This window comes from Cyclobacterium xiamenense (assembly GCF_900109255.1).
GTDB classification, from domain to species: domain Bacteria; phylum Bacteroidota; class Bacteroidia; order Cytophagales; family Cyclobacteriaceae; genus Cyclobacterium; species Cyclobacterium xiamenense.
Map to the genome: position 1 here is coordinate 1 of NZ_FNZH01000016.1, position 13,082 is coordinate 13,082.

Genomic DNA, 13,082 nt, shown 5'->3' on the forward strand with positions numbered 1-13,082 from the left:
CACGGTAACGGCCAGCATGGAGCCGGCACGAAGCAGCCAGGAAACCAACAACTTTGAAGGCGTACACCAAACCCGCCAATCCGGTGTCGAACACAATAGCACGCCCGGAGGCAGCCATTCGGCCTGGCTGAATGCCGGCCGGGGGAGAATTCTCGGTCCTGCCAGGAGGCAAGAGGTTGCAATTGGCGAGCAGGTACTCCTTTCGGTCCGCGGCAAATACCGGGATAGGCGCGGCTTGTCAGTAAAGCCGGAGACCTTTATCGCCAGTGGCGCCAAAACCCAGCTGCTCGACCGCCTGACCGAATTTAGAAATGCTCCCGCGGCAGCCGGTAACCCGGTGCTTTGGCTTTCGCTGGCGGACCTGCTGATCCAGTCGCTCCAGCGCAAACCGGTACCCGAGGCCTATCTGTTGTACGCGTTATACGATAGCGAAGGAAAACTCTACCGCCAGGGAAAAAGGGCCTTATCAAAAAAAGCGGCCGGAAAACACGAATTTCTGGAGGTAAATTTTTATATTGAACAGGATGGGTATATGGAAGCCTTTTTGGTAAACGAGACCGAGACCGATGTCTGGTTTGACGACTTCCGGGTACAGACCCTGAGTCCCCTGGTGGTGCAGGAAGACCACTACGACCCCTGGGGGCTAGCGCTTAGCGGGCTGGAGTACCGGATGGAAGATCGGCAGGAGAGTAGGTACGGATTTAATGGTAAAGATTTAATCTCTGACGCTAAGCTTAATCTATATGATTTTGGTGCCAGGCTTTATGATCCAAGTGTTGCACGATGGTCTACAGTTGACCCTCTGGCCGATCATCAGAAACAACTCGATAAATCACCGTATGCTGCTATGTGGAACAACCCGATAACGTACAATGACCCCGATGGGAGATGTCCTGAATGTGAAGAAGAAGTGAAAAATCCAAGCGAGGGGCAGGTGTATCAGTCACGTGGAGGTGCCGAATATACGTTTGGAAATGGGCAATGGACCCGAGATGGAGGAATGCTTGACGGAGTTAATGTTGAGGCCTCAAGGTTAGAAAATAATGCGCTTGATCAGGTAAACCTCGCATTGACTATTGGAGGGGGCATTTATGGGGGATTCGAGGGACTGGCAACAAGTCAGGGTTTATGGCTTGGCAAAAACGAAAAGTATTATTCGGTCAAGTGGGGCGGAAACCAGTATACTGGAAGCAGAGCTGGAGCTTTACAAGCAGCAAGATCATATAGATTGGCGGGCAAGGCTACTTTAATTGGATCATTAGGGGTTGGTTTTTATTTAACCTTAAAAGCATATCAAGTTGACGGAGAAGAATTTGGCTATAATACCCAGAGGGCGGCTGCCGGAAGTGCAGGAAGTATATTGGGAGGATTAGCAGGAGCTAAAGCAGGTGTATTGATTGGAGGGGCAGCAGGTTCTTTCTTTGGAGGGGCGGGAGCAATTCCTGGTGCTGTAATCGGTGGTGTAATTGGTGGTTTTGGATTAGGAATGGGAGGAAGTTATTTAGGCGAGTTTGCTAGCGAGGCCGCAATTGATCAACTTCATAAAGCTAAATATTGGTGATAAAAAAAGCAACAATGATGGCAAAAATAGAACTTTGGTTAAATATTGTACATTACTGCATATATAAAATGGATTATAAGATTCACCTACTATCAAATAAAATAAATCCATTTTTGCTTATAGGAAAAATTCCGTCAGTGGAAAGGAATTTTAGAGAACAAGGCACGAGCTTAAAAGAATTTGGAAACAAGTTTTGGACAGATAGACGATATGGCTTCGGGATAATGATATCTGGTGCAGCGTTGACCGTATTTCTTTTTTTCGTGATTTGGGCGAGCTTTCTATTTGTGAATAGATTATTGGGTTATCCTTTAAATTTTTCCTGGCATCCGTTCGTTTTCTGCTTTGCTTGGGCTTACTTCATTAGCCATCTATTTGTTTTTCAAAATGAAAAATACATAAAATACTTTAAAAAATTTGATAAACGATCAAAGCAGGAAAAACGAAAATATGGGGTATTGTCTCTAGCATTTGTAGCTAGCACAATTGCCTTGGTTATTTATAGTTTCAACCTTTTACCGCCGCTTCCTTAATGGAAAAGCATAAGCAAGGCTATGATATAAATGCTAATCCTGTTCCGGATACGCTCAACATTCTTCATAGGCTTTCCTGAATCTCGGCTCCCGTTAGTGACGGTAAGCAGCAATCCGAACCATAGTAACCGGATGATGTTGGAGTCCCAACTGCAGCTTATGCGTCAGAGTCGGAACCCCGTTTACCGCAACCTGGGGCAAACGGCCTACCGAGAGGGGCTGCAAGCCGCCCGGGACTTGTACCAGCGGGGGAGGAAATTACACTTCAGCGAATCGGAAGCGCTGGCATCCAGAAACAGCCGGTATTTAGACGGGATTGGCAAAATGGTTACCTATGGCATTAGCGGCAGCATGGTAGCAGCCGCCGCTTCCCCGGCTTTGGTTAGGGGTATGGTCGAGGGATTGGGTGGCCGGGTAGTTCAACGAATGGGGATGGAGGCAGGATTGCAGATGGGGATGAGTTTTCTGTTTAACGGAAACCTGAAAAGCGTCGATATAGCTGATATTGGATTAGCTGGTTTATTTGGGAAATCCGCCTTTTTTTCGCAAGCTCTTGTTGATATTAATTTAAACGATGGGTTTAGCTCTTCATTTGGAATTGGAAATCATAAACGGATTTCAGAAACTGCACTTGATCTAAGTGTGGGTGGGTTTAATTTTGGTTACAATAGACTTCTAAATAGTTCTGAAATAGATAGGGAGGTAATTTCCATCATTTCAAACATCAATAGTACGGCTAGGATTTTAACTGGAAAGGTTTCAACAAACGAATAGTAACAATGAATAAGAAACTAACCATCGCTATTTCGAAAATCATATTGGTACTATTGGCTGTGTATTTTGGGAATATGATATTTGAAAACTACTATTCAAGTCTTGAAAAAAATTATACCATTGGGGTATTGGGGGAAAAATATAGACTTCCTAACCAAGGAAGTAGGATTAATTTTTATTTCTACTATTGGGGTGAAAAATTTCAATCCGATAACTTTCTTGGAAAAAATGAGATTTCCGAAAATCAATTAACCTACCTTATTGAAGTACCAATAAAGGACATTGGAAAAAGCCGAATCCTCTGGGACTACCCCGTTCCCGACACCCTAAAAGCTCCATTTGAAGGCTGGGAGGAAATACCGGCGTTTTTGAAAAAGCGCCCGAGAGAAAATTGACATGCAATTCGTCCGCTTAGCGAGGCAACTTCTCCTTCGCTGACTGGATTGATCGCTGGTATCCGGCAACTCTGGATTCGCAAGGCTACAGCATAGCGGGCTGGAGTACCGGGAGAAAGATCGGCAGGAGAACAAGTATAGGTTTAACGCCGGGAGTTATTGGTTGGATCGTTTGGGCCTATACCAAACCCCTCACCGCATGTATGATCCGGTTCTGGGGAGGTTTTGGGGCATGGACAAACTCTCCGACCTGTACGCGTCCGTCAGCCCGATGGCATTTGGATTCAACAACCCCTTGTTGTTTGCGGACCCCACGGGCCTGGCACCAAACTGTGAGGATTGCCCCGAATTCCAGCTCCCGTTAGTGACGGTAAGCAGCAATCCGAACCATAGTAACCGGATGATGTTGGAGTCCCAACTGCAGCTTATGCGTCAGAGTCGAAACCCCGTTTACCGCAACCTGGGGCAAACGGCCTACCGGGAGGGGCTACAAGCCGCCCGGGACTTGTACCAGCGGGGCCGGAAGTTACACTTCAGCGAAACGGAAGCCCTGGCATCCAGGAACAGCCGGTATTTAGACGGGATTGGCAAAATGGTTACTTATGGCATTAGCGGCAGCATGGTAGCAGCAGCCGCTTCCCCGGCGTTGGTTAGGGGTATGGTCGAGGGATTGGGTGCCCAGGTCGTTCAACGAATGGGGATGGAGGCAGGGTTGCAGATGGGAGCAAACTTGATTTTTAGGGGCAATTTATCAGGCGTGGATATTGCCGATATTGGATTTGCAGGATTGTTTGGGAAATGGGGATTCATAAGTAGTGCCTTAATTGATATTAAACCAGATCAAGGATTCTCTACATCCTTTGGCATAGGCAATAAAAAGTCAATCTACGAAACAACAATAGATATGGGAATTGGGGGATACAATCGTAGTTTTAATCAATTGCTGGATATTTCTGAAATAAATAAAAGTGTAATAAAACTTGTCTCTTCCATTAACGGATCTTCTAGAGTATTAGTTGGTGAAGCAATGAAAATACAACAGTGAAATGAACAGAAAATCTAAATTTATAACCGCAATAAAGATAGTACTCGTACTACTGGCTGTATATTTCGGAAATCAATGGTATGAAAACAGATATAATGCTTTTGAAAAAAACTATGTTGTCGGAGAATTAGAAAAGACTTATCGAATTTATGGACAGGGAACGTCTATTGATTTTATTTTTGATTATTATGGAAAAAGGAATAAAGCTTCAAATTATTTAGGGACAAATAAAATAGTAAGCAAAAACTACCTTATCGAAGTCCCGATAAAGGATATAAAAAAAAGCAGAATCCTCTGGGACTACCCCGTTCCCGACACGCTGAAAGCCCCATTTGAAGGCTGGGAGGAAATACCGGCGTTTTTGAAAAAGCGCCCAAGAGAAAATTGAAAGGCAATCCATCCAGTTAGCGAGGCAACTTCTCCTTCGCTGACTGGATGGATCGCTGGTGTCTGGCAGCTCTGGATTCGCCAGGTTGCAGTTGGCGAACAAGCACAGGAGAAGTTCTGTTTTTTTAGGCTTTTGGAATTTCTCGGTCCTACCCGGGGACGTTGCGATCCATTCCCTTTGCACAAGGCAAGCCCTTTTGTTGTGGGGCGGGGCGTTGGTTTGGTTTACTCGTTTTTTGCTTCCAGCACATTTTCCAATACCCGGTAGTAGCGGCTGGCTATAAATTCGGCCCCTGCCTGGTTGTAATGTACCTCATCGGCCAGCAACCCGTCGGTAAAGCCGGTAAACATATCCACGGCCAGTACCCGAGAGGTGACGGTGCTTCGTTCTGCGGCAATCCTCAGCACGTCTTGCCGCATTTGCCCAAAAGCAGCAGTGGTGGTCGCGGTCATAAAATCGGACCGACCCTGTGCGGGCTGTTCAATAATGATCGTTACATTCGGATTCGTTGCCTGTAGCCGGTCGATGATGGCGCGAATGTTTGAAAGGCTTTGGTCATAGGGACGGCCGTCGAGCATATCGTTGCCCCCCGGCGAACTAAAAAGCACGATGTCCGGCGGCCCCGTTTGCGCCAACCAACCGTCCAGGCCTTGCAAGATCTCACCGGAGGTAAAACCGCCTCTTCCCTCGTGGTCAATGTCAAACGCCTCCCCATCAAACGTGGGGTAGGAAGCAGCATCCGACTGCGTTCCGATAAAATCAAATACCCAGTCGTTCTCTTTCAGCGCTTTCCAAAGTTCATACCGGTAACTCTCGAAGTGCGGCCGAAAACCCTCCACCCTGGAAGCTCCCAGGGGAAGTATTTTGTTAATCGAGGTGCTTTTCGGTTTGGATGTGGTACCCTCCTCATTACCGCAGGCATTGACTAGTACCAATGCCAGGATAATGGCGATGCATTTCATGGTTAGTGTCATTATATCGTTTACTACTGGTATCACGTATATCTCCCAAAAAAACCAAAAGAATTCTCCCCCCTGATTTATACCCCCCGCGCCAGGCTGCCCGTTGGCCCACTGCCAGAATCCGGTAGCCTTGGTGCGCGCAGCGGATTCCGTGAATGGCTAACTAGCTTGTTTATCAGATTGTTAGGAAAGATAGTACGTTTTTTTGTATAGGTGCCAAGGAGGGCGAAAAAAAGTCAAACCATTCCGATCTATCGCATCCTGCTTGCATTCATTTTTTTCCCGCCATTGCTACGTTTTTGCCAGAACAGGCGGCCGGGTCCGGCTACGGTGGAGGATAAGTCTGTAAAAAATATACCCGTGCGAAATTACATTGACCAGCCCAATGGTCGAAAAGGCCCACCACATGGTGCCTAAGTCGTACCTGTAAAACTCAATCGCAAATACCTGAGGAAAGGCGACGATCAGGTCGGCAAAACCGAACACATTGAAAACCCAGGCGAGTGGGATGGCGTAGGTCCATTGGTGGCGCAAGGCAAAAGCGGTAATCACCGCAAGAATGGCGGTGGCGTAATCCCAGACGCCAATGGTAAACGCCAGGTCGTCCGGGAATTCGTCGTATACTTGCGTATCGACCATAAAGACCATTCCCAGATACCGGAGTCCGTGAATAAGCACCATCGGCACCAAGGCATCGTTGATACTAAGTTTGGCCAGTTTTGGGAATACATACCATTTGAACGCGAAGTAAAACGTGAGTAAACCGGCAACGGTTTGCAGATTGAAAATCGTGAAATTGTCCATGGATTTTTGTTAGGACGTTGTGATCGAAGCTAATTTAAAGGCTTTTACCGCGAAAATGGCCGCTACAAAGACGGTGATCGTTCGTACCCAGTGTAACCGCATCCACCAGTTGAGTTTGCTTGCCGCTTCTTCGGCGGAATAGGCCGACTCCATAAAACCCAAATTAGCGGGCAGGTGATATACACTGGTAATGGTACAGGCGATGACCAAGCCGGCCAGCGCAATGCTCCAGTTTTTGCGGACTTCTTTTTGCCCTTTCGATTGAACAACCAAGACGATGGTGGCAATCAAAGCCGGCAATAAAATGCCCATGGTGGGGGGCAAGAGGTTGGGGAATTGAAGCGTAAATTGCTTCATAAATTCCATGGGTTCCAGCGTTTGCCAATAGCTGCCAAAGCCAAACCCGATAACGAGCATATTGCCCAAAAATGCGGCAATGCCGATGAGGGAAATGTACGGAAGAATCTTTTTCATGGTATTAGTTTAAAGGAATGGGTTGTTTGTTCAGTTGGTTGAAAATAAATTTCGGTGCGACACGGGCCAACCATTTCAGTTGAGTCGAAAGTCCCGGTGTGATTTCTTCCGTACCCCTGGCATACGCTTTCCAGAAGCTGTCGGCCAATTTTTCGACGGCCATGGGTTTGAGATTATCGTCTTTCAAATTGGCGTCTTTCGCCAGCTTGGTATCCACTACCGGCGGAAGCAATTCCACCACCCTGATGCCGTGCGGCTTGAGTTGCGGTCGAATGGCCTGTGTCCATAAATGCACTGCCGCCTTGGTGCCCGAATACACCGGTGCTTGCGCGAAAGGGACGTATGCCAAGCCGGAAGACACATTGACCAGCACGGCATTTTTGCTCCGTTTTAGTTGCGGCAAAAAGTGATGCAACATCCGGATGGGTGCCTGAAAATTGATGGCTATTTCTTCCAATTGCTTTTGCCAATCGTTGCGTTCATTCCCCATATCCCGCAGCAGCATGATTCCCGCATTGTTGATCAATACATCGATGCCTCCAAATTCATTTTGAATAGCATCCGCCAGCTTTTTGACGTCTTCCTCTTGGGTGACATCGCTTTGGAAAACACGAATGCCAGGGAGCTCCGCCGATACCTTTTCCAGTTTGGGTAGGTTCCTACCGGTGATAATCACCGTGTTGTGATGGGACAGGAATTTTTTGGCAAGGGCAAGCCCGATGCCCGAACCACCCCCTGTGATAAGTACTTTTTGGTTGGATATGACCATTTCTTAGCTTTTTTTTAGTTAGACAGGGGATCGGGAAATGTGTAAAGACTTTGAAAAAAACGATCAATCATAAATGATTCGTTTTAAAGTGACCCGGCAGTCAAAAGTTTAGTGTGCATCCATAGCAACAAAACGGTTGGGATCAATTCAATTGCAATCAGGAAAATGAGAAAGGGAGTCGCTGGATAATTCGTAAGTGCGGCGGCTCTGACGATGCCGCCAATAAAAATGGCGATCATCAAAAAACGGAATAAAGCAGTTTCTGATGGATTCCAGGCCACATAGAAAAACGCCAGTGAGGTAGCCATCCAGATCGCGGCCACATAGCGATGGTTGTTATCGGTTAGGGCATCTGTCGCAGCCGGATTGTAGGCAGCGGTTGTGCCCATAAACCCGGTGGCAACAGCAATCAGCCCATAGAGCACCAGGAAAATACGAATAAAGAGCAGCATTGTTATGAAGTTTTAGCGATTGGTTTTAGAAAGCAATAAGCCGCAACGATGATGGGAATGGCAAATGGGATATGCTGCAGTACATCCAGCGGCTGTACCTGGGGCACATAGGTCCCCCAGGTAAGCATATCCACCACAATGACCAGCAGGAGCGTCACCACATGAAACAGTCCCGCCAGCCTAAATTGATGGAAGCCAATGGCAAGCAACACGAAAATGGGCGGGAGTACATCGCCCACTGCCTTAAAAATGGCCGTGATTTTAGCGAACCGAATAGCGGCATCCGAATCGGCAACAATAGAAAAAGAGGCCTCTGCCGAAGTCGGGTGGATTACCCAAAACAGGCCAATACCGATAAGCATAAATGCAGAGACAACGCTTGCCCATACGCCCGTCCGTATCGGCCGGGGTAGGTTCTTGTCTAGCGGATTTTTGAAAGAACGCGTATTCATGGCATGTAGATCATTTTTTCGAAAAGTAAGACTCGCGTTTCGGAATCCACTTGATAAATGATAAGTTCGCCAATTACTGCCGTGAATACCGAAGCTTTCTTAATCTGCTCAATGTTTCTGGCGTTACTCCTAAGAAAGTAGCTACATCCTTTAACTGAAATCGTCGAAGAATTTCAGGATGGTTTTTTTCCATGTATTCATAACGTTGCAAGGCATCCAGCTTGAGAAACATCCTGCGCATGCTAAATTCTTCGATGAACTCCTCTTCCGCCATTCGTCTTCCGACGCGTTCTATATAGATGGATTGTTGATACAAATTTTGGAGTTGCGCTATGTCAAGCGTTAGGAACTCGCAATCCTCCTCACAAATGATCGAAAGATCGCTTGGCTCACCGGTAAGGGCACTATGCAAAACGGTAAATACTTTTGGAGCGACGTAAAAGTGCGTGGTTTTTTCAACACCGTTATCCATTTCAAGCTTTCTTACTGCACCTTTGGTCATGTGCCAAATGGTTTGGCAAGGCTTATGCAGGCCAAGGATGAGTTGTCCCTTTTCCGCCCGCATGCCCTTCAGGTGCTGTTGATAAAGCGTCCAATCCTCATCCGGTAAGTTTCCGGTGATTTGTTCAATGTATGCTCTCATGCCTATTTCTTTACCTTTCTGAATATAAAATTACCCACAACCAAAGGTAAACTATCAACTTATTTTATTGGACAAGAAAAGCGCGCATGTGTAAAGACTTTTTACGGATTTTTTAATTCAAGTTCAAGCGGCTCCGCCAATTGGCATCTTCCAAAATTTTTATCAGGAAATTTTTCTTATCGAACTTGGTTTTATAACTGTGTTCCTGATGCAGTTCCGCATATTTTACTTCCGAGTCATCTACCAAAAAATCTGCATCGGGCGCCAATTGTTCTTTGAAGGTTGAATACTCTTTTCGGTTAAAAAGCAGATTCTTCGCATCCACCATCCCATTTTCGGTGGCAAAAGTTACCTTCTTATGGCACCGGCAGGGATTGGCTTTGTTGACCAAACCGCATTTGTTTTGCATAAAATTATACAAGTCTTTTCGGGCTTTGCTCAACTTCATTCGGTAGTTATCCTTGCTTATTTCCATAATTTCAGAACCGATATTATGGTCCGCCCCGAAAATCTCGCCGATTATGTACACCATCCGTTGTTCTTTGGTCAGGCAAAGGAGCATACCGGAAAGGCATTGCAGCCTTACTTCTCGAATGGCTTCTTGCTGTTCCTTTTTTTCGCTTTCAGATAAATCCGTGTTGGGAGCAGCATCTAAACGAGTTCCTAGTTCTTCGAAACTATTGGCAAAGATGTTAGGTGCCTTTTTTTGATCGTTTAGAAACTGATTTTTAGCAATTCGGTAAGCCCAGGTCTGAAAAGCACTTTCGTGTTTAAACGTACTCAAATTGGCAATAATCTTTATCAGGGTCTCTTGGGTAAGGTCCTCCGCATCTGCGGTACTTCCTGTCATTTTCCAGGCGATGTTGTAGATAAAGGGTTGATGGCGCTCGATAAGGTTTGTCAACGCTGCTTTGTTCCCGTCTAAAATCTGTTGGATGAGTTCGCTGTCCGTTTGGTCGGTGTGGTAGCTGCGCTGGAAAGGATTCACGGTCGCCGGAGTTTGGTGGTTATGTTTTGTTAGCAGGTAGGGCATACAAGGTACTACTTTTTCCGCAATCGCAAAGATCCCACGCGTCACCGCAAAAAGTAGCAGGGCGTACAAAACAACGGTCCCCAGGTCGATCACCCCGCCAACCATTCGATGTAGGAGTTGACGGGTCATCTGTTTGCTGTTCAGTTGCTCCTAACCCAGGCAAAATCCTGGGCTATCCGGCCAATTTGCTCGTAAGCCTTTCTTACCCGTATAGGTCGCGCGCAGGATAGTGGCGCCATGCTGGTTTTTCCGGCTTGTGCGAGGGCACCTCTACCTTGCCTGGCAACAGATTCCGTAAGTTAATGGATTTTTTCTTCTAACTTATTTGGGGATGCCGGAAAAAAGTCGATCCAATTCGATAAGTAGCGTTCTGCTTTTGGAAAAAAACACATCCGGGAATTCACGCAGAACTGCGGAAGCCCCTTTTCAGTGGCTCTCCGACGGGGCCTACATATACCTAACAAATACTTGTATACACCTGTAAAACGAAGTCAAATTTTAACGTTTATAGACTACACAAAAATATATTTTGCAACGAATAAAAAAATACCCTATATTGTTTGGATAAAATCCCGCTTTCCCGTTTAGGTAATCCAATCTTTATTCGCCATGAAGCCGACGCTATTTTCCCTCCCCCGTATTTACCTGCTTTCGTTGGCTTTCCTGGTGGCCGGCTGTAGTTTGCTGGAAGGCCCCGAAGGACCTCCGGGCGATCAAGGACCGCAAGGAGAACAAGGTACTCCGGGTGAACAGGGCGAGCAGGGAATCCCCGGTGAGGACGGACAGGCCGGCCCAAAGGGTGAAAAAGGAGAGCCCCGAGAGGACGGGGCCGACGGAAATGCCAATGTTCGGATAAAAACCGTCACCATCGCCAATGAGAGCTAAACCGATGATTACCTCTCAGCCAGGCATTCCAACAATACCCTTTTCTTTTTCCCGGCAAAAATTGCACGGATCACCGATCCCGATATTACCGCGGACATCATAGACAACGGCATGGTCCTGTCCTACATCCGCGTGCCCCTGGGATTGGCTTTCGAGCCGAGTCAATGGACCAGTTTGCCCTATACCTACCGACACCTAAATCAAATTTATACCACCAATTATACCGGTGGCTTTAGCCTGAATACCTTCACGGTTAACTTTTATTTTACCCGAAATACCGAGGGCACCATGCCCGACATCCGGAACTGGACGGTGCCCACCAATACCCTGCGCTATGTCATGATCAGTGGATCGGTCATGGCGCGCATGGCAAATGCCCGGGTGGACGTTACCGATCTGGAAGCGCTGGAAGCCTATCTGGCCACCGAAGGGCTTTTGGAAAAGTAGCGGTTTTTCCGAACGACAGCCTTTGGAAAACGTGCAACTGGCAACTGGCTTGGGTGGCGGGCTGACCTGATCTGCATGAAAGCGGTGGCGGGTCGGACTCGAAACCAGGTTAGATACCGTTAGCTTTTGTTGCTGGATTTGGGAACGAACCCAAATGAGGCTCTCCTACATGAAAACAGAAAAAAACGCATGAAGGTCTTTTCCGCTTACCTGCCGCCATTGCCGGTACGGATCCTTTTGCCCTTTGTAAGATAATTGATGAAACTGCCTATTCTTCAGCGTCCGGAACAATAGCCCTTCAACGTCAGAAGCTTTTAACCTGCGAAAAAGGAGCTGTTTCAGGTGCCAACCTTAACGTCTTCATAGGTCGGTTTCTTGCCTCCCACTGCCTTTTTAATGAGGGTGATATCACCGGTAGTTTCTAAAACGATCATATCGACCTCGTCCAAAGTGGCGATACCTTCTTGCCGGCCTTTGCTATAGATTTCCTCAACGGTGATTCGCTCCTTTTTCATCGCCGGATATAAAAATTCTCCCTTATAAAACAGTAAGGAAGGGCTACTGGTAATTAATTTTTTAATGGTCTTTATCCGGACAGACAGCCAGGTCAACAAAAACTGAAAGCCTATAAATAGAATAATAGCCGTCACTCCGTCGGCCAGAGGGACATTTTTATTCAACGCCACAGTCGCCAGGCAGGAGCCCAGGGCAATGGTAACGATAAAATCAAAGGCATTCATTTTGGATAAGGTTCTTTTGCCCGAAATCCGTAAAATTAGCACCATAGCGGCGTATCCCAGTGTTGTCAAGCAAATCGTCCGGATCAGGCTTTCCCAGTTATCAAACCAACTATTTTCCATGCTTTCCTATTCCTTATTTTCCAATCGCCTGATCATCGCCTTCATCTCGGCGATTTCCCGCTCCTGGGCCTTGATGATTTCATCGGCAAGCTGCCTCACTTCGGGATCTTGCAGGTCTGCCCGCTTGCTGGTCAGGATGGCAATGGAATGATGCGGTATCATCGCCCGCATCCATTTCACATCCGCGATAGGTACCTGCTGCCGCACCAAAAAGGTGGCACTTGCCATCAGCAACAGGCTGCACAGGATCACGGCCACATTTTTTTTCTTATTGGCGTACATCTTTCGCATAAACAAAAACATGATGATCGCCATGCCTCCAATGCCGATCAGCGTCATGTACATCCGGGTCCAGCTAAAAAATACATGACTGATCGCATACGTATTAAAGTACATGGTGACGTACATGGAAATGGCGGAACAAGCCAGCATCAAAACGAAGGAGGTATACGGTGATTTTTTCATGGGAAACGCTTTTTGTCTGTGTTCAAACAAACAAAAAGCAGGCCGGGAAGCTAGCGACGGCATCCGCCCCATAAAAAACTCAAAAAAATCAACCGTATAAAATAATACATATAACGTATAGAAACTAGTACGAACGGTAG

General features: G+C 46.8%; 18 protein-coding genes. 8 read left to right on the top strand and 10 right to left on the bottom strand.

The window, feature by feature from the left end; translation table 11 throughout:
* The 6 genes from BMW71_RS23820 to BMW71_RS22840 all read left to right on the top strand — a co-directional run.
* Positions 1–1,561 (top strand): RHS repeat-associated core domain-containing protein (locus BMW71_RS23820; protein ID WP_177179745.1); only part of this gene is annotated, 1,561 nt, incomplete at its 5' end.
* The gene (locus BMW71_RS22820; protein WP_218145627.1) at positions 1,558–2,094 is read left to right on the top strand and encodes a hypothetical protein; all 537 of its coding nucleotides are present in this window, start codon (positions 1,558–1,560) and stop codon (positions 2,092–2,094) included. The genes BMW71_RS23820 and BMW71_RS22820, both read left to right, overlap by 4 nt.
* A gap of 159 nt (positions 2,095–2,253) precedes the next feature.
* Complete coding sequence (locus BMW71_RS22825) at positions 2,254–2,868, top strand: hypothetical protein (RefSeq protein ID WP_143057740.1); 615 nt, start codon at positions 2,254–2,256, stop codon at positions 2,866–2,868.
* 5 nt (positions 2,869–2,873) lie between these two features.
* Positions 2,874–3,263, top strand: a complete 390-nt coding sequence (locus BMW71_RS22830; protein WP_092178859.1) for a hypothetical protein — start codon at positions 2,874–2,876, stop codon at positions 3,261–3,263.
* A gap of 100 nt (positions 3,264–3,363) precedes the next feature.
* Positions 3,364–4,308 carry an RHS repeat domain-containing protein gene (locus BMW71_RS22835; protein ID WP_262485687.1) on the top strand — a complete coding sequence of 315 codons (945 nt, stop codon included), beginning with the start codon at positions 3,364–3,366 and terminating at the stop codon, positions 4,306–4,308.
* Position 4,309: 1 nt separating this feature from the next.
* Complete coding sequence (locus BMW71_RS22840) at positions 4,310–4,696, top strand: hypothetical protein (protein ID WP_092178861.1); 387 nt, start codon at positions 4,310–4,312, stop codon at positions 4,694–4,696.
* A gap of 224 nt (positions 4,697–4,920) precedes the next feature.
* On the opposite strand, the gene BMW71_RS22845 is transcribed toward BMW71_RS22840, so the two are convergent.
* The 8 genes from BMW71_RS22845 to BMW71_RS22880 all read right to left on the bottom strand — a co-directional run bounded on the left by BMW71_RS22845 (position 4,921) and on the right by BMW71_RS22880 (position 10,414).
* Positions 4,921–5,670, bottom strand: a complete 750-nt coding sequence (locus tag BMW71_RS22845; RefSeq protein ID WP_092178862.1) for a GDSL-type esterase/lipase family protein — start codon at positions 5,668–5,670, stop codon at positions 4,921–4,923.
* Between the two features lie 279 nt (positions 5,671–5,949).
* Positions 5,950–6,462 carry a hypothetical protein gene (locus BMW71_RS22850; protein WP_092178863.1) on the bottom strand — a complete coding sequence of 171 codons (513 nt, stop codon included), beginning with the start codon at positions 6,460–6,462 and terminating at the stop codon, positions 5,950–5,952.
* A 9-nt stretch (positions 6,463–6,471) separates the two neighbouring features.
* Positions 6,472–6,936 carry an anthrone oxygenase family protein gene (locus BMW71_RS22855; RefSeq protein WP_092178864.1) on the bottom strand — a complete coding sequence of 155 codons (465 nt, stop codon included), beginning with the start codon at positions 6,934–6,936 and terminating at the stop codon, positions 6,472–6,474.
* A 4-nt stretch (positions 6,937–6,940) separates the two neighbouring features.
* Positions 6,941–7,705 carry an SDR family oxidoreductase gene (locus BMW71_RS22860; protein ID WP_092178865.1) on the bottom strand — a complete coding sequence of 255 codons (765 nt, stop codon included), beginning with the start codon at positions 7,703–7,705 and terminating at the stop codon, positions 6,941–6,943.
* An 83-nt stretch (positions 7,706–7,788) separates the two neighbouring features.
* On the bottom strand, positions 7,789–8,157 hold the full coding sequence (locus BMW71_RS22865) for a DUF4345 family protein (RefSeq protein ID WP_092178866.1): 369 nt from the start codon (positions 8,155–8,157) through the stop codon (positions 7,789–7,791).
* Positions 8,158–8,159: 2 nt separating this feature from the next.
* The gene (locus tag BMW71_RS22870; RefSeq protein WP_092178867.1) at positions 8,160–8,609 is read right to left on the bottom strand and encodes a hypothetical protein; all 450 of its coding nucleotides are present in this window, start codon (positions 8,607–8,609) and stop codon (positions 8,160–8,162) included.
* 73 nt (positions 8,610–8,682) lie between these two features.
* On the bottom strand, positions 8,683–9,252 hold the full coding sequence (locus BMW71_RS22875; RefSeq protein WP_092178868.1) for a Crp/Fnr family transcriptional regulator: 570 nt from the start codon (positions 9,250–9,252) through the stop codon (positions 8,683–8,685).
* 112 nt (positions 9,253–9,364) lie between these two features.
* Positions 9,365–10,414, bottom strand: coding sequence for an RNA polymerase sigma factor (locus tag BMW71_RS22880; RefSeq protein ID WP_218145628.1), 1,050 nt, complete (start codon positions 10,412–10,414; stop codon positions 9,365–9,367).
* A gap of 480 nt (positions 10,415–10,894) precedes the next feature.
* On the opposite strand from BMW71_RS22880, the gene BMW71_RS22885 reads away from it, so the two are divergent.
* The gene (locus BMW71_RS22885) at positions 10,895–11,170 is read left to right on the top strand and encodes a collagen-like protein (RefSeq protein ID WP_092178869.1); all 276 of its coding nucleotides are present in this window, start codon (positions 10,895–10,897) and stop codon (positions 11,168–11,170) included.
* A 111-nt stretch (positions 11,171–11,281) separates the two neighbouring features.
* On the top strand, positions 11,282–11,617 hold the full coding sequence (locus BMW71_RS22890) for a hypothetical protein (protein WP_092178870.1): 336 nt from the start codon (positions 11,282–11,284) through the stop codon (positions 11,615–11,617).
* Positions 11,618–11,955: 338 nt separating this feature from the next.
* Here BMW71_RS22890 and BMW71_RS22895 read toward each other — a convergent pair whose 3' ends face one another.
* Positions 11,956–12,477 (bottom strand): DUF421 domain-containing protein, encoded by a 522-nt coding sequence (locus tag BMW71_RS22895; RefSeq protein WP_092178871.1) that lies wholly within the window; start codon positions 12,475–12,477, stop codon positions 11,956–11,958.
* 6 nt (positions 12,478–12,483) lie between these two features.
* Complete coding sequence (locus BMW71_RS22900; RefSeq protein WP_092178887.1) at positions 12,484–12,942, bottom strand: DUF305 domain-containing protein; 459 nt, start codon at positions 12,940–12,942, stop codon at positions 12,484–12,486.
* Positions 12,943–13,082: the final 140 nt, after the last annotated feature.